The organism is Parabacteroides sp. AF14-59, assembly GCF_003479515.1.
Taxonomy (GTDB): Bacteria; Bacteroidota; Bacteroidia; order Bacteroidales; family Tannerellaceae; genus Parabacteroides; species Parabacteroides faecis.
In genome coordinates this window covers 271,361-289,501 of record NZ_QUHH01000003.1, presented here as the reverse complement: position 1 = coordinate 289,501, position 18,141 = coordinate 271,361, and the positions used below count along the sequence as shown (strand labels likewise).

The window sequence follows — 18,141 nt, the reverse complement described above, 5'->3', positions numbered from 1 at the left end:
TCTGCTATTGTTCGTAGTTATTGAATAGCCAGAAGGTCATAAGCATTGTTATCACTCCGTCGATCTTCCGGAACTGGCTACGTTTGATAGGTTTCTTATTTTCGTTTCGATCCGTATCAAGTACAGCATTGCCAAAGCAATAAAAGTTGATCGGATTATTGTTGATCTTTAGTTTTCCGGTTCGGGCCGCATATTCAAAGCTCTCGACTGGTGAGGTAAAGTTCCCGTATGTCTGAGGCACAGCTTTGAGTACTCCCATAGCTCCGGCAGCCCCTAGCATGTTAACACACTCCTGACTCTTATATGCATCGTATCCAATCTGCAGTATAAGTAAGGTTTTGTTCCTTTCCAGTATATCATCAACGATCATTCGATAATCAATAACATCACCTTTGCATAATTTCAAATACCCGGCATCAACCCAACGCCGGTATAATTCCTCGTTTGGATGCCCGGTCAAAGCTCCCTCCGGAAAATAGTAATCCGTGTGAGCAAAAAATGAGCGATTAAGTTTTGAATAAACGGTATAAGATACAGCAGAAAAATCGTCATGAACAGACAAGTCAATAGAAACCATTGCCTCCGGTCGTCCCTGGATCTTATCTACATCAATATCACAAGCCATCGACCGAGCAAAGTCGGCACTAATCCAAGCTCTAGCCTCATCGACAGCAAAAATATTCAACAATTTATTGCGGAAATCTTTCATATCGGCACTTGATCGGAGAGCCTTGTTATATTCGTACGCATAAAAATCAGGCTGTATCGTTATCCCCCAGTGCGGTTGTACCTTTTTCCATGTTCTTTCGTCGTCCTCCTCGTCGTCCACATCAGGTTCAAATATATGAGCGAATATAGTATCATCCTGTTGCTCTCCACATAAGATCGCTTTGTAGCCTTGCAGCATCTCATAAAAAGGAGCATCCACTTTGTCGCTTGCAGTTGTGATGACGATAGTAAGAGGGTTTTCACGGACACCCATAGATGAGGTTAGTACATTTTTTAGGTCCGCGCTGTTTGCCTGTGAATATTCATCGAGTATAACTACCGACGCATTAAGCCCGTCCAGCTTATCCGGATTGGTGGCCAGGCAGCGCGCCAGAGAACTTTTACCTTTCATCCGGTTATACACTACTTCCCTATTCAGCTTAAAGTACCTCAACCTTTTATCAAGCCCCGACAAAATACTTTTTATCTCTCGGAAACAAATCTGAGCCTGGTCATAACTGTTAGCACCGACATAAGCCTGAGCATTAGCATCACCAAAAAGTAAATCATAGATAGCAATCGATGCAACGGAGGTTGTTTTGCTAAATTTGCGGGGAACAAACAAAAGAGCTTCCCGGCAAAGTCTTTTCCCGTCAGACTTATAGAAGCCTAGTATATTAGCGAATTGAAAGACCTGTATCGGCGTAAGTTTATACCGGGTCTTCCCCTTCTTCCCTGTAAATTTCAGACGCTCATAAAAGCGGATAAACTTTTTTACCTCCCTGGATCGGAACTCGTATGTGTCAAGGAAACGAAAAAAACGGACAATAGAAAGATGTTCATACAGATTGTGAGCGTCAGGATCTGAAATGCATTGCAGAACATAATCACGCAGCCGGGCATCAGTATTGCACAATCCGTACGAGTCCACATTTATAGACCGTAACCGGGCAACTGTAAAGGATTTCAGTTCTCTGAGTTTCTGCTTTTCAGTTTCTTCCATTTCATTCTACACTCTCAACATCTTCAATTAACTTACCCAGTTCATCATCTTCATCAACAGCCAGAGTAGACATAGTCAGACCCAACTCCCGTAAAGCTTTACGAACACTTTCCTGTGAATCTTTCAGCGTCTTAAATGCCGGATGAGGAACCAGCTTTATATTGCCTTCCCGAGAAACTTCCTCTACAAAACTGCGGTCTAAACTTTCAATATCCCTCTGGGATAGTAAAAAAGCATAATACGAGCCTGCAGCTGTACCTATACATATCTCTAAATCCTTTGAATAAGTACCCTGCCTTTTTAAGGCCGATCTAATTTTTGTTGTTATACTTTTTACTGTTTCCATATTTCACCATTACCCCCCAGGGAAAAAATACCTCGCGAGTGTAAATACTAAAAGGGCGGGGTTTGGGGCTTTCTCCTTCAATTAAAAAAAGACCCTCCCCCCTCTTGTTGATTTTTATAAATACCGGCCCTTAAAGCTCTTTACCTCTCGCTCAGTCTTGTTCTTTACTACATCTTTTCCTCTTGAATGCAGAGCCTTGTGTACTTCTATGTGACACTCATGGCAGAGGTTTACAAGATTGTCGGGATCATACGCCAGCTTCTTCATTGCTTGTTCACTTTTTACCGACTCTACCGGCATACGGTGGTGTACCTCGGTTGCTGACGTATAGATTCCTTTACTCCTGCATTCCTCGCAAAGTGGCCGCATTTTCAATTGTCTATTTCTGAGGTTGCGCCAGGTCTGGCAGTTGATTAGCTTTATATAAGTTGGATTGCGTGACATATCAGATGTATTTGCTCATTGGGTCAATATCTTTGTCGATCGTGGTGTTACACCTCCGTTTAGGTTTCTCGCCTTTATATCTGCTTTCTGCATCGGTATAGCCTGCAAACATTGTCTCTATCTCAACAGGCAGAGGCTCATCGATCGGATCATTCTCCGGATCCGCTACACGCAGAAAACAATGTACCAGGTAATTCAATATTTCATACACGGATTTAAATCCATACTTTTCTTTGATCGCATTAAGCCGGTCAAAGTCTACTCCTGTCACTCTGCTTTTAATATGTCTAAATCGTTTCATTTCAATGCTATTATTTATTATTTTTGTAGTGGAGATTTACATTGAAACGTTTTGGTTTTACTAAAGCCGTCCGGATTGCCGCCGAACGGCTTTGCTTTTCTTTTCTGATTGGTTCAGTTCTTGCGTGAATTGAACTATTCTTCTTCCGTTTCTTGAAACCAATCAACAAATGTTTTAATACATTCTTTCGAAGAAAATATCTTCTCAAAAACAAACCGAGGTATAAATGTTTCAAAGCAATAGTACCAACAACCCCATATATTCCGGTATCGTGTAGCACTTTTGGCCAGCTTCTCATTGTCAGTAAATCCATGAGCATGTACTGCAATGAAGTTTTCATGAAACCAGAATTCAAATCGCTTTTTCCGCCCATTGTCATCTTCCTGTGATATTGTAATATTCCTATTCATGATCTTTATTCTTTAATTGACTCAAGGAACTATCATCAAATCTAGGACAGGCCGGATCATTACAATCTACGCCATACGGCCCCATAACACACTCACAAAACGCGTCACAGTTGCCGCAGATCAGGTCGTTCGGTTTTTCCGAACAACTGCTATCTAGTTCTTGACCCAGGTAAGCTCTAAAATACTTCAACGCTTCCTCGTCCTTAGTACAGGCCGGAGAGGTATAATAAATCATCGCCTCATTGAAGGCTTCGATAGCTTTAGACTTCATTTCTTCCTCTGCAAGTTCTACGGACTGAACTGCATCATCATAAGAAACAACTGGTGTACTATATCCTTTAACCTTCGTCACCCAGGTATCAAGGAATATTTTTGCATTTTTACTCTTCATCCTTTATTCCTTCAATTTCAGTTATAATTGCTTTAGTTTCACCTCACTTATTACAGCGAGAGGTGTATCTTCGCTGAATTTTGCCAATAATTGTTGAACTATCTCAGCCAGGCCACGATTCAGAGCTAGCGGCGAAAATGTTCCATCTGAGTTTTTCTGAAATAGAAGTATTGAACCCTCTTGTAGATTTCCGAATGCTGTATTCGGGGTTGAAAAATCAATATTGATCATAACTATCAATTATTTTTAGTTGTTAATTAATGATTGTCTCCTCCGTCTCCACCTTCGCAGTTAATAAATACATTACAGCAGGCGTCTATGTTATCGTCATGCCATTGATCGTTAATTCTTACACTTATGGTCCCATTTGCCATCAGGCAGATTCTACCAGGATTCATTTTGCTTAATCGCTCTAAGGCTCGGATATATCGTTCTTCGTCTTCTGTGAGAGTAAAAAATTCATCTCTATGGTTCCAAACTTCTCGACATTTCATGATTCACTTCTTTTTAAATTCGAACTACATTAAAATCCTTCAATACAAGCCTATAAGACAGATCGTCATATTCATACACACTATACTCATACACATGTTCTATTGCAAATCGTCCTTCCAGACTTTTGCCCGCTATATGAAATACAACCATATCACCAATGCCTAAATCATCCGGCTTCTTTATTACTACCTCATCCTGCATAAAATGATACATAGAGCGGGCTATTTCTGATTGACCACTGCCGAACTCTTTGAAAAAGCGTTCTATACTTTCTGTTTTAACTATTAATCTCCTTGTTACCATAATACATTTAGTTTTTACGCCGTCAGTTTACGACGGATTAGATTCATATTCTTTTTTACTAGCGCAATTATCCGGTCGTGGTACTCTGTATTTTTGTTACACACTCCCCGGGATTGAACTATCTCCATCTTTTTAAGTGAAACCTCTATTGTCTCAATACGCTTATCATTTATGCGCGCGGAAAGTATTAATGAATCTTTCTTTTTAAAATATTCATTTGTAAATACACAATGGTGCATAGCATCTCCTTCTTGCTTGAAATCATCGAGGCTTTTTAGAACTACAATAACAATCTTTCCGTCTGAGATATTCAAGTCAAAAAATTTGGACTTTAGTTCCTCAAATTCTTTCTCGTATTTCTTTAACTGAAGTAATTTTTGCATATCACGCTCTTTAGCTTCTCGCTCCTGCTCTTTCCTACGTTTATTCATATAGTAGTCATGAGCTACACTTAAGTCTTTAGGGCAAACATAATGAGCATTTCGCAGGTCCTTATGATACCGCTTAAGAAGATCCAGATAGTCGAACCACATAGAAGCATCTTTCACGATATAGTTATTACGGAAACAGATTTTGATAGAAGGCCAATTGTTATGAACTTTATATGCTCCGGAAAAACCCACAATAAATCGAAGTAAATCGTATTGTTTTGCTTTTAATAAGGTTTCAACCTTAGGTTCATATAGTAATTTACGAAGCAAAGAAAATACACCTATATGAGGAATAGCTTTTGTAAATCCAAGCTTTTTCCATTCAGGTAGAACACGCATGATAGGGTAAGTCTCGTTTACACTTACATTGTAAACGTCCTGATAGTTCCTTATTTCCAACTTTCCGCCATGACTCCACATATCAGAAATATAGGCAGAGTTCATCAGACGTGGTTTAGCTATTGTCACAAGCTCATTATCGGGCTTCATCCATTGCTGTATAACTTCGTCAATGTAATAGTAAGCGGATTTTCCAGCTTTACAATTTTTCTCTATGTAGAAAAAGCGAATGACTTGCCATCCTTTACATGTAGTGACAATAGAGAAGTACTCTATCTCCCGGTCTGTCTTTCTCCGTGAAGTTTCTATTTTTATACAAGCTCCACAGTGCGGACATATATCAAATTCTCCATCTTCGAACTTCATCATGTCTGTAAAGGAATTACCACAATCTGTGCAAATAATGCCTTTCTTTGTCCGAAAACCGGGATGTTCAACCGCGTTTTTCATAGCCCACTGACGTTGCTTGTCGGTAAGTTTCGGCAACTTACTGCTTAGACTAGCTACCAGCCTTTGTTGTTTATTACGTGGTTTCATAGTTCAATCAAATAAAGATAATTGTAACTTATTTTCTTCATTTCTTATCTTTCCGCGTTTCGGTATTGCCACTGGCGAAACAATAACTTTCGCCGGCTTACTTGATTGAGTAATTTTGGCCTTATGACCGTTAGATTTATTCACTACGATATTTTCTTCATCGTAATAATGCACAGCTAGTCCAAAAACTTCGTCATCTGTCATGACTACCTCTCTACCTCTTTTACGAGCCTCTCCTAAAATGTACTGACAGCATTCATCAACACTCTTCTTTGAGTTAGTAAACTTCGGAGTGAATAGTGCATCCTCTGTTGCCCGCTGTTTCAAATAATCAGCGATTACTTCATTAAAGCTTTTTGTTTTCATAGAATATTCATTATTTATTGATTTCCTTTTAAGCCGGTAAAGTATACCGGCTTTCCCGACTGGGAAATATAAGACAAGCTACCAAAGTGTTTACGGTAATATAATAGTTACCGAACGGGTAAGTTAAATTTACCCACCTATATCCATTTATACCCTTCATTTTCCACAACTGATTTATATACAGCAAATTGAATCGTTTTTATCAATTGATAAAATCATCATTTTTCAGGAGAGTGTGATTTACCTTCATTAATTGCCGAAATTCCCTTTCTTCTTCACTCTGTATAAAGACTATAGATCGTTTTACTGTATCCCAGTCATGAGTGACAAATTCTCGGATATTACGGTATTCCCAGTCGGATAAAGAACCGTTCGTATGCCTTTCTTTAGCTTGCATCAATACCGCATCTTTACCCTTATTCATTATTTCCAGACAAAGATGTTGCCTGGCCCGCCCCGTACCTTTAGGCGTGATAATATCTTGTTCAAACTGGATCGTTCGCCAATCTCTGAAAAACGACTCTATCAGCTTCTTCAAATTATCGGGACTGAAAAAATCAGCGACAAAACAATTATCTAATCTTCTATTTACCGTCTCGATCCGTAAAATTTGGTGGCAAGGTATATTCTTTCTTTTTCGATCCATCGACTCAAATACCTTATCATACACCTTAAAATACTTTCTGGTATGCTTATGAAATATTGTAGTTTTCATACGCTCATCTTTATACCTTGCATTAACATACAGCAACTTCTCACTTCCTGCAGTTCCAATACTTTTCATCTTATCCAAATATGATCGACAATCCTTTGAAACATCAAGATTCAGCCCTATCTCATAATTATAGACTCTCAAATTTCCAATATCGATATCTTTTTCAGACAACAGATAGTCTATAGATTTTTTAGCCTCCGACATTGAAAACAGATTGTAATTGCTTCTTTCATTGCCGGATATTTCATTGAAATATTTGTGTAGGCTACTTTCTACCTTTAGTTTCCGATTTGTCTCAATTCGGATATATACCCCTTTTTGTTGAGCTAGATTTTTTGTGTTTATGTTATCATAATACACAACTCCATCGCTTGAATTAGTTTGTAAGTTATTTCTTTCAACGATAGAGGATATTTCTCTCTCAGTCAAATCCGGTTTGACTAAAGTTATTAAATCTATCATTTATATTCTCCCTTCATCGATCAGCCTTTCGATCTCCAAACGATTTACGTAAACACGACTGTTATTATGACCGATTTGGATCTGATCAAAAATTCCAGCATCTACATATCTTTGGTAAGTACTTCGGCCGATTTTCAGAATCTTACAAACTTCTTTAGGAGTCAATAGTTCCTTGCCAGCTTCATTGACTAACCTTGAAACCATCTCCTTGATGTCAAGTACAATACTTTTCAGCTCATTGTATTCCTTCAATGATATAGTATCATTATTGATATTCTTTGCTACCATAATTATTGATTATAAACCTTTTTCCTTTCTAATTCTTTTAACTTCGCCTTTGTAATAAGCGATTTTCTCTTGATAGTCAGCAACAGTCAATTTTACTATTGATCGCTTGCCAGATTCCAATTCTTCCAAAACCTTCACGCCATATTTCGTCACAATGGCACGTTTGTATTTTTCATGATTTCCACGTAGTCCGATATTGCACCGAGGACATTGCGGATGACAATTCCGTTCATCGTAACGGGTAGCAATATGTCGACGGTCTATGTAATGCCCATTTTGCATCCGTATCCACGAAAACATTTCCCCGCAGGTTATGCACCGAGAAAAACCAAGCTGATTCGCTGATTGTATCCGAATATACACCGAGAAAATCTTATCTAAGAGTTGTTGCAAAACGGAAATAGAAATCTTCTTAGACTTTGTACTTTTTGATTTTATCATGTTTTTTGCTGTTTTATTTTCAGATTTCATCATTTGTTTTTTCGTTGTCTTTTTTTGAGATCAAAATAGATTCTAACTGCTTGTTCGCTTCTATGATGAGGCGAGCATTCTGTAATAATACATGATTCTCCGCTTCTAACTGTTTGATCCGGACTGCTTGATTTCGGATCGTCAAAGATGATCGTGCAAAAGAATGTACGGCTCTCATAATCGCTTTTGAGGCTTGCCGGAAACCGGTATCAGCGATTACGACATCAATAGCAGCCCGATCATCATCCGTTAAATCACGAATTATGACATTCTTTCTTTTCCTGTTGCTCTGCTGCATATTGATTGTATTTCATAACATTCGAAACAAAATGTTTGCAACACCTAATACCAGTAGCCCGGCGTATGCCTAATATCGAACAATCACAGATAAAATTCACGACATCACCGCTATACATGCAATACCGGCAATTGGGCTTTGTTTCAGGTACTGATTTCATCGGGCATCCAATTCAATTGTATTTCACATTGCAGGTTCCCAGTCCCTCCACAAAATGTGCAATCTGTAGATTCTATTTTATTTCGGGCAACTTCGTTGTGAAATTGTTTTTGTCCTTTACATACCGGACAGGTGAAACCCTTGATCACAAATTTCTCCTTGTGCATTTTACGTTCAGGAGTTACAAACAGCACCTTACTCACCTCGCTCATACCTAACCCTCCTTATAAGTAAATTTTACAGACTTACGATCCCGGCGTAAATGAGCAAAACAAGAAGAACTCTGATCACAAAACCGGGCTCCGGCTTCCGTCTGAAATACACATCCTCTACATCCAGCCTCCGACAAGACCACCTTTAATTCCTTTTTTTTATACTTGACTAAATGACCGACACGTACATCCGCTGATATTACATTTTTCTTTGTCATTTTACTGCTATTATTGAATCGTAATACATTCTGTTATCTCTATATTCGGCAACAACTTCTTGATTGGTACAACCAGGACCAAGATCATTTACAATCTCTTGGTAAACCTCATCAGGCATTGCCCCTATCACTTCAATTGTTTCTTGATTGCAATCCTCCGCCCCAGATATTGCAAAGGCGATAACTGCCCCAATCAGCAGGAGGAATAAAATTGCTTTTTGGCTTAAATCATTCATATTCATTTCTTTTTAAGATTTAATTCTCCTTGTACCTTTCAAAACGTTTCCATCTTCGAGGGCCCTTTCTATTTCTATCACTCGATAATAAACTACCCCCTTAGCTTTCTTGATAAGACATCCATCCTCATCATAAGCCTCCCGAAGATCAAACTTGTATTGTTGTAGATATCCACGACGGACAAGAGCTATAATTACGGACTTGCCATAGCGTGTATGTGCTTCATTTTGGGTTATCAAAACCTTTGGATTGGCTGCAATCTTTTCTCTCTCTTCCCGAGTTGCTTTTATCGCCGCCCGGGTGATTGCATCATAATCAACTACTACCGGAATACCGACGGAGGATTTAGCCAGTGATAGCGCCTGTTGAAGTAGGGTCGCCACCGGATTACTGTTACTTGCTTCCATGATGTTTAATATTATACTAGTTAAAAACAAAGGCTCATCCGATCATTACCTTAATGTGGCTGCCAGGTAATTACTCGAATAAGCCTTTTAAAATCTCTTTCTCTCAGACGACAGCCACGCTATCTGATAGTTTGTGCCGAAAAACATCGGCTTTATGTTGGGTATTCAAATGGAAGTCACTACTTTTGCCTTTGAAGATATGTAATTACGGCTTTTAGACGTGACAGCCATTTTTGTACCCGTTATTGTTGTATCACGATGCAAAGATTACGGAATATATTCATTTCAACAAGCATTTTGCGGATTATATTCCGTATAAAAACTTTATTTAACAACTCCGAGTATGATTGAGTGGATTAAAAGGAATGGGATTTCATGTATAGCTATCTTCCTAGCTATAGGGGCAATATGCCTGTCTGCTATAAGGATAGACCCTATTGATTTCAACAATGGATCGATGGTGTCATTCGTTGTTGGATTAATGGGGATATGCGCTACTATAATGGTTGCTTCTCAAATAATGGGATTACGGTTTTCTGAAACTCAAGTGAGATCAATGCTTAATAAAGAGGCTGACAAACTCAGAAAAGAATCATACAACAGTATGATTGCCGGACTATTTGAAGTCGAGGTCCTTGCGGCAATTAACAGCTATGAAAGACAAGAATGGAAGCGTTTTATGACTGATATTGACTTATTAATTTCTTATGTAAGTGATTTAGGAGAATCACAAAAAGCCAATAGGGTTGCTAAAATCCTGATTGAAGCTGAAATATCATTTCGATTTTATGAGCATTTGCTTGAAGATGAAAAAAAGCACATACACGATAATGTATGGAAGCTAACAAAAATAATGGACGATAAGCCTAACGACTTATTCACCTTGTTTAAGGTTCTAAAAGCCACTCAATAATATAGCTAACAACTAATACAATACCGAAACATAATCCAAAGAAAAGTATAAAACCTATTATCGTCGCAATCATAATGGCGAATTTATAAGAGTGAATAATTAAACAGAGCACAAATATACTGAATATATTCCGTAAATATATAAAATATGGATATTAAAGACAGACTAAAAGAAATACGAGACTACGCAAAGATGGGGCAGACCAACTTTGAGAAACATACAGGAATATCAAGTGGATACTTTAATAAAGTAAAAGGTTCAATTGGCTCTGATACAATTTTAAAAATTGTTAATAAATTCCCTGAGCTCAACCTCGACTGGCTCATCACTGGCAAAGGGGAGATGCTGAAGCCCGTTTCTAGTGCTCCATCCATAAATTACGAACATAAGGGTTCCCCCTATTACGACGTTGATTTTATAGGAGGATTTGATATTGTCTTAAATAGTCAGGCTGTCAACCCTAACTATTACATAGACTTTGAGCCTTATAATAAACAGGGGGTTATGTGGTGCAACATCACCGGGCACTCAATGGAGCCTGCCATAAACCACGGCGATATGATTGCTATCAAAGAAGTGCAGGACTGGCGAAGCTATCTAACATTCGGTGAAATATACGCCATCGTTACAACCAACGACATGCGTACGGTTAAGAAGATCCGCAAAGGTAACACAACAGAGCAATATCGCCTCATCCCCATAAACACCATTGATTATGATGAGCAGGACATCGAAAAGATTAAAATCTCAAAAGTGTTCGAAGTTCTGGGATGTATGAAGCGATTTTAATCAAACATTATAAACACTAGTATTAATCTAAACAAAATAAACAATCATGAAAAAGACATTATTACTCATTCTAACTGCTTTTCTTATCAGTATAACTGCATCTGCTCAAAACGAAAAGCTTACGAATCAATCGATATTAGATATGATAGAGTTAGGTTTTTCAGAAGATGTTATTCTGACTAAGATCAAGACATCTGAAGTTGATTTTGACACAAGTATCGACGCTCTAAAAGAATTAAAATCCAAAGGCGTAGGGGATGCCATAATTATGTCAATAATGAACGGAGACAAAAAGCAGGAGAAAATTAACGGAGAAATAACGGATAACAGAACGGGGATTTACATTAACAACAATGATCAGTTTACAAAAATCCTCCCTACTGTATTCTCTGGAACTAAAACCAATACATTAGGATCTGCTTTTTCGTATGGCATCGCTAGCTCTAAAATAAAGTCTGTTATGAATAATGCAGAATCGACAAATGTCATAACAACAGACACTCCTGAATTTTGGTTTTATTTTGCACAAAAAGACAATGATTCTTTCAATATAGGTGCATCAAACTGGTGGTTTGCCTCAGCAACATCACCTAATGAATTTGCATTAGTCAAATTGAACAAAAAGAAGAACAAAAGAGAACTGGTTACAGGAAAGGTTAACGTTTACGCAGGTACTAGTATTGGTGTTGATGAAAAATACACCATTCCGTTTAATATTGAAATAATAAACGACTATACATACAAAGTTACACTTAAAGAAGCCATCGAGCCTGGAGAATATTGTTTCTTTTATCAAGGAACAATTCCTCAAGGCGGTTTCACCAATCAGTCAGTTTTTGACTTCTCTATTCAATATTAAACCCAAACCTACAGGAGTAGACAAACACTAGTATTAACCTAAATAATAAAAAAATGGGAAATCAATTAACAACGTATTCCTTTGAATACAACGAAACAGATGGTAATTTCCATCAGAATCCTGGCAACACTCCTGAAAACACCCACGGGTATAAAACTGTTTGTAGAACACAAATACCTGTTTGGTATCCATTTAATAATATGTTAAAAAGACGTTATAGTTTCACTCCGGGAAATAATCCTTCGTTTGCGACTGTAAAAAAGGAATGGGACGATTATTTATTACTACTGGAAGATATTAATAATTATAAGGATTATTGACAAAGTTCGCATGATGAGCAGGAGTAGATAAACATTAGTATTAACCTAAATAAACACATACATGAGACTTATCGAATTAAAAGAAGCGATAGATAAAGCTAATAATGCTTTTGATTTTACAACAGATAATGGAAATGGAATATACTATATAAAAAACTTAGTAAAAACTAAAGTTGCAATATTAGATCTTTACAAAGTCAAATTCTTTACTGAGGAACAAAGAAAAACATTATCCCCCATTGTTAACTCCATGGGTACAACTATAACTTTCACAGATCATACAGCATATACTTATCTTGTTAGTTCTCTAAATCATCTTAAATATACAATAACACAATTATACGATTGGTTCCAAAAGTTCATACCAGAGCCAAGCGAAGAGGATATTCAATCAACGGTAAATATTAAATTACCTAACATACAAGGTTTTAGAGAATTAGAAACTATTTCTAAATTACTGAGTGGGCCTTTCTCTGCTGCCGTTAATCTGGCAGAAGGTGGAAAAATACAAATTAAACAATTTGACCACGGATCTTTCTGGATCGTCCTTTTTGTAGGAAGCCCAATAGCCGTTTCTCTTATTGCAGGAATTGCTTGGTCAGCAGCTGTAGTTTCTAAAAAATGGAAGGAGGTAAAAATAGCTGAAGAAATGGCACGAAGAGCCCAACTTCAGAATGATGCAATTGCAAAACTGGTAGAATACCAAGAAAAAGAGATTAAGACATTAGCAGAAGCCGAAGCAAATGCGTTAGAACAAAAATGTTTTACGAACAATGACAAGGAAAGAGTAGCTACAATCCGGGAGGCAATCAGAGATGTGTCAGAACTAGTTATAAAGGGAGTACAAATTCAGCCTGCTTTGTGTGCCCCTGAAAATGTCGCAAATCTATTCCCAGATTATTATAAATTACCGTTTATAGACAGCAAGATCAAAAAGCTTTCTGGAGAATAAACTAAGCTCTTTTGGAAAAATATGAAAACACAAAATATGCGGAGAGGAAAAATATGATTTTATAAATGCAAATCAATATAAGCCCTAACGCATAAAAAATCGAACTTACAGAAGTAGCCAAAGTTCGACAACTGTAAGAAATCATAGTTTTACAAAAAGTCCGATATTCTTTATTTACCATACAGCATTTTAAAACGGTTGCAAGATACAATTAATAACTAATAGATGAAACATTTCATAGAATTTACAAGTATAAAGGGAAATACCCGAGCATTCAGGGTGGATACGATCCTCCAGGTGGTAAACCAAAAAGTTTTCAGCAAAGAGGACTACGAAACCTCTTCAGAACTGAAAGAAAAGTTGGAATGGGTTTATATCGATCAGCAATGTAACGCCCCCCAGATATTACGTACGGGAATCATATAAAGATGTGATGCGGATGATAAAGGAATCATTCCTTTGATCCGATACCGATCAGGAGCAGTGTTTGTCTACTCCTATTCCTCTCTCTTACTACATCACGGATACATCCTATACGCAATCTCTGGCGTTCAGCGTCTGAGACATCTTTAAAAACGACTCTATTCCGCTTAAACAGGGAGCTTACAGCCGCTTTTTCCACGCTGCCATCTAGCTTTTTCTTTTTATTTCTCATATAACAATCCGTTTATGATACAAATATAAAATACTATTCAGACTCTTTAAACACATATTCCACAACCATATCAATCACCTCATCTACCAAACCATAATCCGGATCCACATAAATCTCTGTAATATCATGACCAGATGAGTGAGTAAGACAGAATGCAATGTCATCGAGACTCCTTCCGCATTTCGTCCGGGCGATAGTGGCGAAGCTATGACGGGCACAATAGTATTGCAATTTCGGTATACCGGTTGCATCCCTTACGTATTTGAGTCCCCGAGATATTGCATGATTTAAAGCTTTAGTATTTTTATGATTCTGATAGAAGTTAAACACTCGTTTTCCTGTTTTATCCCTATACTTCTCAATCAAAGGCTCAATTTCCGGTCTAACACGAATTGAAAGAAACGCATCGCCCGATGACTTCCTGTCTGTTGTTTTTGTACGAAAATACTCTATCCTTCCATCTTTATAAGTAGTGCAATTATAAAAGTCCACAGCATTCATTCCCGCAAGCATGAATGACATTTTAAACAAGTCGCATGCTAGTGCATCGCTTCGCCAGTCTTTAGGAGGATTATAATTAAATACTTTAAGCAGTATATCCTTTGACAACGCCCTTCTAGGTGGTCGTTTAACTTCAGGTATGTGATATACCTTAAATGGATCACCCTTTATTATAATATCATCAAATTCATAATCATTATACGTATCTTTAGCCCGATTAAATATAGTGCGGATAGGCACCATGTAATTAACAATCCCAGTATTCTCCATAGCCGGGGATTTAAATGTTCGTCCATTTATAATAAATGTTCTATCAGTCCGCAACCATGCTTCATATTTCATAAGGAACTTTGATGTAAGTGATTTAATGGGAAACAAGGTCTTTCCTGTTGTTTCCATTAAATAACGACAGAGCATGTTTATCCCCGTTGTCTGTACACACTGTGTCCCTTTTTTAGGTATAGAGCGAATATATTCCCGAGCAAACTCAATAAAGTCTATATTCAAATTTTGCCTATTTATATACCGATCTATATACCCGACAAGCTCTCCAGCATTCTCGCACAAATCAACAGCTTCTTGATTCGTGTTAACAATCTTCCGGATCATACTCACCCTATCGTTTAAACTATCCTCAACCTCGCCATTAGTTATGGTTCCAGTTGAGGCACCTCGTTTAAACCGGACAAACGGCGTATAGATATTCGTAGACATATACGACGTTGTCCGGTTGTGTGTCACTCTAATTTTGGGATTAAATGTCTCGTCCGCTTTTTTGTGATGTTTGAAAATCACCCATGATATTGTTGCCATATTCTGTAAAACATTTGTAAAACACAAAGTAAATTCTAATCAAATTATCCAATATTTGAGTTTAAATGAAAAAAGCTCAAATCCTTCAAAACCCGCATTAACACTGGGTTTTCGCAAACTGCGTTAGATAATAAATAATTTATATGCCGTAGTACGGGTTTTATTCCTTTTTTCCATACTTTTGCAACTCATGATTTTACAATTATAAATAAACGGAGACATGAAAATAACTATTATCGGAGCCGGGAATATCGGTGGCGCCATTGCCCGTGGACTGGCAAAAGGCCATATGTTCAAAGCATCGGACATAACCTGTACGGCACAGTCGCAAGCCACATTGGATAAAATCAAAGCGGCCAATCCTGATTTTGTCGTATTGTCCGACAATATCGAAGCCGTAAAAGGAGCCGACATCGTTGTCATTGCAGTAAAACCCTGGAGGGTGGAAGAAATTATCGACCAGATAAAGGGAGTACTCGATTCCGACAAACAGATCATCGTTTCAGTAGCCGCAGGAATCACTTTCGAGACACTGAATACATATCTTACAAAGAAAACCAGTTACGAGGACTGGGTGACGCCGGCGCTGTTCCGTATCATGCCTAATACTGCTATCGAAGTATTGAGCAGCATGACTTTTGTCTCTGCACATAATGCAACGAAAGAACAGTGCGATTTGATTGTCAACATATTCAACGAACTGGGAAATGCCATGCTGGTAGAAGAACGCCTGATGGGTGCCGGAACGGCATTGGCCTCGAGTGGCATTGCCTTTGCCCTTCGTTATATCCGTGCAGCAATCGAAGGTGGTGTCGAACTCGGTTTCTATCCGAAGCAGGCACAGGAGATCGTTGTTCATACGGTAAAAGGAGCTACAGACCTGTTGCTGGAAAATAAAAGCAATCCGGAAATGGAGATAGACAAAGTAACGACTCCGGGAGGAATTACGATCAAAGGGTTGAATGAAATGGAAATGTCCGGTTTCACATCTTCGGTGATCAAGGGTCTGAAAGCCAGTAAGTAAAAATTTGGTTCAGAATTTATCAATTTTGAATCATCAGGCACGTATTTTACCTGCTACATACGAAAATTTATTATGCACGTTTCAGCCTTCAGGAACTTCCGACCCCAGATAATCATAGCTTAATTCTGAAGGATAAAAATATTGGGTAAAAATATATCTGATTCCTAAACTCAGGACGATACAGCCATAGATTTTACCTCAATGACACGCTTTATTCTCCCTTCAGGATAATATCCTGTAAATCAAATCCGTGAAGCGACTGAAGGCTGAAAGGTGACTATATGGATCTCGCTTGTAGAAGCCATTTCGGGTAGCTGCTGCAGTCATTCCCAGTAGCTGCAGCAATCATGAAAAATCGCTGCAGTACTTATTTGAAATGGCTGCCTACCCATTCCGGAGTGACTGCCTACCCATTCTGAAAAAGACGTAAGCTTTTCGACAAAAAAACGTAAGCTTTTTCTCTGAAGATTTCGCCTTTTTCTAACCCAGGAATCAATCAATCAATCAATCAATCAATCAATCAATCAATCAATCAATCAATACCTAATTTCACCTTGATCGCTTTGGGAAGTGCAGCTTTGTGGACGACGATATCCATCGTCTTGTAAGCCACAAACGGTTCAGAAACATACCAAATACCTTTATATTTGTTATCAGTGCCCCAGGAGTTCTTCACCATATAGAACTTTTTGCCATTCTGATCTTTGGCAATACCGTAGATCAACATGCCGTGATCATCAGTAGTCTGATAGTTATCATAATCCTTCTGACGCATTTCCTGAGTGATGGTTAATTCCTTACATCCCGGTTTTTCGATCATCTTCCTGATCTCCTCATCTTTTTCCGATTTGCTCAAGCCAACCCATTTATCCTGATCCGAACCGGATGTCTCCATAGAAGCCACATCGGCAGCGACAGCAATTCCGTTACGGGTAAAACCTTTTTCACTTACATCAGAACCCCACACAATCGTATAACCGGTATTTATCGCATTATCTATGACCTGCATCAACTCATTCAACGGCAAGTTATATGCCGATTCCCAACGCCAGTTATCTTCCAGTTCAAGAGAGAATTCCGTATAAAAAGGATGATGCGTATAAGACGTCAAAGAAACATAGTCGTCCATATTCAGCCCCAGTTCTTCTCTGAAACTCTCCGGGGTATATTCTTTTCCGTTATAAGTGAACTTCTCCGGAATTTCACCTAAATAAGAATCGATAATTCCGTCAAAACCTTTCTTCCAGGCAGGCGACAACTTCCCGTTAGGATTTTTGATCACAGTATTTACATAAGAGAGAGCCAGACTTTCCAGCTCGCCATGCACATGCTGATCTTCACCATACTGCAGTCCGGTCATGACCGATTCAGGAACGATACCATAATGCTTAACGGCATACAGCACATCACCGGAAGAGCCACCCTGACCAAAATTCAGACAACCATGCAAATGGACGAACTTATCAGCCTTGTCCTTATAAGAGTGGTTTACAACAAACATTTCAGACAAGTCATATTCACCTTTTCCCATACGTAACAATTCAGCTTCCAGGAAACCGATTGCCGAGAAAGACCAACAGGTACCTGTACGGTTCTGGTTCTTTACGGGAGTAATCTTCAATTCTTTTACCGGAGTAAATACATACTCATCACTTTCCTGTGCCCAGACATCAGTCACAGAAAACGTACAAGCCAGCAATAAGCCGGCAGTAATTAGTTTATTCATCTTTTGTTTTTGATTATATTAAAAAAGCTGTCTCTTTATTTTGAGACA

The 18,141-nt window shown here is 38.3% G+C and carries 27 protein-coding genes; 7 read left to right on the top strand and 20 right to left on the bottom strand.

The window, feature by feature from the left end; all coding sequences use genetic code 11:
* Positions 1–4 precede the first annotated feature (4 nt).
* From DWW23_RS05340 to DWW23_RS05250, 18 genes are all read right to left on the bottom strand, one after another.
* Complete coding sequence (locus tag DWW23_RS05340; RefSeq protein WP_122352236.1) at positions 5–1,711, bottom strand: terminase TerL endonuclease subunit; 1,707 nt, start codon at positions 1,709–1,711, stop codon at positions 5–7.
* A gap of 1 nt (position 1,712) precedes the next feature.
* Positions 1,713–2,057: a hypothetical protein gene (locus tag DWW23_RS05335; protein ID WP_122352235.1), complete on the bottom strand. Its 345-nt coding sequence runs from the start codon at positions 2,055–2,057 to the stop codon at positions 1,713–1,715.
* Positions 2,058–2,171: 114 nt separating this feature from the next.
* Positions 2,172–2,426 (bottom strand): HNH endonuclease, encoded by a 255-nt coding sequence (locus DWW23_RS27015; protein WP_158583156.1) that lies wholly within the window; start codon positions 2,424–2,426, stop codon positions 2,172–2,174.
* A 76-nt stretch (positions 2,427–2,502) separates the two neighbouring features.
* A complete protein-coding gene (locus DWW23_RS05325; RefSeq protein ID WP_122352233.1) occupies positions 2,503–2,802 on the bottom strand; it encodes a hypothetical protein in 300 nt (99 codons plus the stop codon).
* A gap of 10 nt (positions 2,803–2,812) precedes the next feature.
* Positions 2,813–3,181 carry a hypothetical protein gene (locus DWW23_RS05320; protein WP_147382593.1) on the bottom strand — a complete coding sequence of 123 codons (369 nt, stop codon included), beginning with the start codon at positions 3,179–3,181 and terminating at the stop codon, positions 2,813–2,815.
* Positions 3,182–3,204: 23 nt separating this feature from the next.
* Positions 3,205–3,603 (bottom strand): hypothetical protein, encoded by a 399-nt coding sequence (locus DWW23_RS05315; protein ID WP_122352231.1) that lies wholly within the window; start codon positions 3,601–3,603, stop codon positions 3,205–3,207.
* Positions 3,604–3,624: 21 nt separating this feature from the next.
* Entirely contained in the window at positions 3,625–3,834 is a 210-nt protein-coding gene (locus DWW23_RS05310; RefSeq protein WP_122352230.1) for a hypothetical protein, read from the bottom strand.
* 26 nt (positions 3,835–3,860) lie between these two features.
* Positions 3,861–4,001: a hypothetical protein gene (locus tag DWW23_RS26515; protein ID WP_187576634.1), complete on the bottom strand. Its 141-nt coding sequence runs from the start codon at positions 3,999–4,001 to the stop codon at positions 3,861–3,863.
* A gap of 109 nt (positions 4,002–4,110) precedes the next feature.
* A complete protein-coding gene (locus DWW23_RS05300; RefSeq protein ID WP_122352228.1) occupies positions 4,111–4,401 on the bottom strand; it encodes a hypothetical protein in 291 nt (96 codons plus the stop codon).
* Positions 4,402–4,415: 14 nt separating this feature from the next.
* Positions 4,416–5,708 (bottom strand): PcfJ domain-containing protein, encoded by a 1,293-nt coding sequence (locus DWW23_RS05295; protein ID WP_122352227.1) that lies wholly within the window; start codon positions 5,706–5,708, stop codon positions 4,416–4,418.
* Positions 5,709–5,711: 3 nt separating this feature from the next.
* The gene (locus tag DWW23_RS05290) at positions 5,712–6,074 is read right to left on the bottom strand and encodes a Cas9 inhibitor AcrIIA9 family protein (protein ID WP_122352226.1); all 363 of its coding nucleotides are present in this window, start codon (positions 6,072–6,074) and stop codon (positions 5,712–5,714) included.
* A 202-nt stretch (positions 6,075–6,276) separates the two neighbouring features.
* The gene (locus tag DWW23_RS05285; protein ID WP_122352225.1) at positions 6,277–7,251 is read right to left on the bottom strand and encodes a hypothetical protein; all 975 of its coding nucleotides are present in this window, start codon (positions 7,249–7,251) and stop codon (positions 6,277–6,279) included.
* Positions 7,252–7,539 carry a helix-turn-helix domain-containing protein gene (locus DWW23_RS05280; protein WP_122352224.1) on the bottom strand — a complete coding sequence of 96 codons (288 nt, stop codon included), beginning with the start codon at positions 7,537–7,539 and terminating at the stop codon, positions 7,252–7,254.
* Between the two features lie 9 nt (positions 7,540–7,548).
* Positions 7,549–8,013 (bottom strand): recombination protein NinG, encoded by a 465-nt coding sequence (locus DWW23_RS05275; RefSeq protein ID WP_122352223.1) that lies wholly within the window; start codon positions 8,011–8,013, stop codon positions 7,549–7,551.
* Positions 8,000–8,308: a hypothetical protein gene (locus DWW23_RS05270; protein ID WP_122352222.1), complete on the bottom strand. Its 309-nt coding sequence runs from the start codon at positions 8,306–8,308 to the stop codon at positions 8,000–8,002. Before DWW23_RS05270 ends, DWW23_RS05275 begins: the two co-directional genes overlap by 14 nt.
* 373 nt (positions 8,309–8,681) lie before the next feature.
* Entirely contained in the window at positions 8,682–8,897 is a 216-nt protein-coding gene (locus tag DWW23_RS05260) for a hypothetical protein (protein WP_122352220.1), read from the bottom strand.
* Positions 8,894–9,133 carry a hypothetical protein gene (locus DWW23_RS05255; protein ID WP_147382592.1) on the bottom strand — a complete coding sequence of 80 codons (240 nt, stop codon included), beginning with the start codon at positions 9,131–9,133 and terminating at the stop codon, positions 8,894–8,896. Before DWW23_RS05255 ends, DWW23_RS05260 begins: the two co-directional genes overlap by 4 nt.
* Before the next feature lie 12 nt (positions 9,134–9,145).
* Positions 9,146–9,541, bottom strand: coding sequence for a hypothetical protein (locus DWW23_RS05250; RefSeq protein ID WP_122352218.1), 396 nt, complete (start codon positions 9,539–9,541; stop codon positions 9,146–9,148).
* 343 nt (positions 9,542–9,884) lie between these two features.
* Between DWW23_RS05250 and DWW23_RS05245 the strand changes: the two genes are divergently transcribed.
* From DWW23_RS05245 to DWW23_RS05220, 6 genes are all read left to right on the top strand, one after another.
* Positions 9,885–10,454, top strand: a complete 570-nt coding sequence (locus DWW23_RS05245; RefSeq protein ID WP_122352217.1) for a hypothetical protein — start codon at positions 9,885–9,887, stop codon at positions 10,452–10,454.
* Positions 10,455–10,601: 147 nt separating this feature from the next.
* Positions 10,602–11,243, top strand: coding sequence for a S24 family peptidase (locus DWW23_RS05240; RefSeq protein ID WP_122352216.1), 642 nt, complete (start codon positions 10,602–10,604; stop codon positions 11,241–11,243).
* A 46-nt stretch (positions 11,244–11,289) separates the two neighbouring features.
* Entirely contained in the window at positions 11,290–12,102 is an 813-nt protein-coding gene (locus DWW23_RS05235) for a hypothetical protein (RefSeq protein ID WP_122352215.1), read from the top strand.
* Positions 12,103–12,155: 53 nt separating this feature from the next.
* Positions 12,156–12,422, top strand: a complete 267-nt coding sequence (locus DWW23_RS05230; protein WP_122352214.1) for a hypothetical protein — start codon at positions 12,156–12,158, stop codon at positions 12,420–12,422.
* 61 nt (positions 12,423–12,483) lie between these two features.
* Complete coding sequence (locus DWW23_RS05225) at positions 12,484–13,374, top strand: hypothetical protein (protein WP_122352213.1); 891 nt, start codon at positions 12,484–12,486, stop codon at positions 13,372–13,374.
* A gap of 225 nt (positions 13,375–13,599) precedes the next feature.
* Positions 13,600–13,800 carry a hypothetical protein gene (locus DWW23_RS05220; protein ID WP_122352212.1) on the top strand — a complete coding sequence of 67 codons (201 nt, stop codon included), beginning with the start codon at positions 13,600–13,602 and terminating at the stop codon, positions 13,798–13,800.
* 262 nt (positions 13,801–14,062) lie between these two features.
* On the opposite strand, the gene DWW23_RS05210 is transcribed toward DWW23_RS05220, so the two are convergent.
* The gene (locus DWW23_RS05210; protein WP_122352210.1) at positions 14,063–15,343 is read right to left on the bottom strand and encodes a phage integrase SAM-like domain-containing protein; all 1,281 of its coding nucleotides are present in this window, start codon (positions 15,341–15,343) and stop codon (positions 14,063–14,065) included.
* 220 nt (positions 15,344–15,563) lie between these two features.
* Here DWW23_RS05210 and proC point away from each other — a divergent pair, with 220 nt between their 5' ends.
* Positions 15,564–16,367, top strand: coding sequence for a pyrroline-5-carboxylate reductase (gene proC / locus DWW23_RS05205; protein WP_122352209.1), 804 nt, complete (start codon positions 15,564–15,566; stop codon positions 16,365–16,367).
* 532 nt (positions 16,368–16,899) lie between these two features.
* Here the strand turns inward: proC and DWW23_RS05200 are convergent.
* A complete protein-coding gene (locus tag DWW23_RS05200; RefSeq protein WP_122352208.1) occupies positions 16,900–18,093 on the bottom strand; it encodes an aminopeptidase C in 1,194 nt (397 codons plus the stop codon).
* Positions 18,094–18,141: the final 48 nt, after the last annotated feature.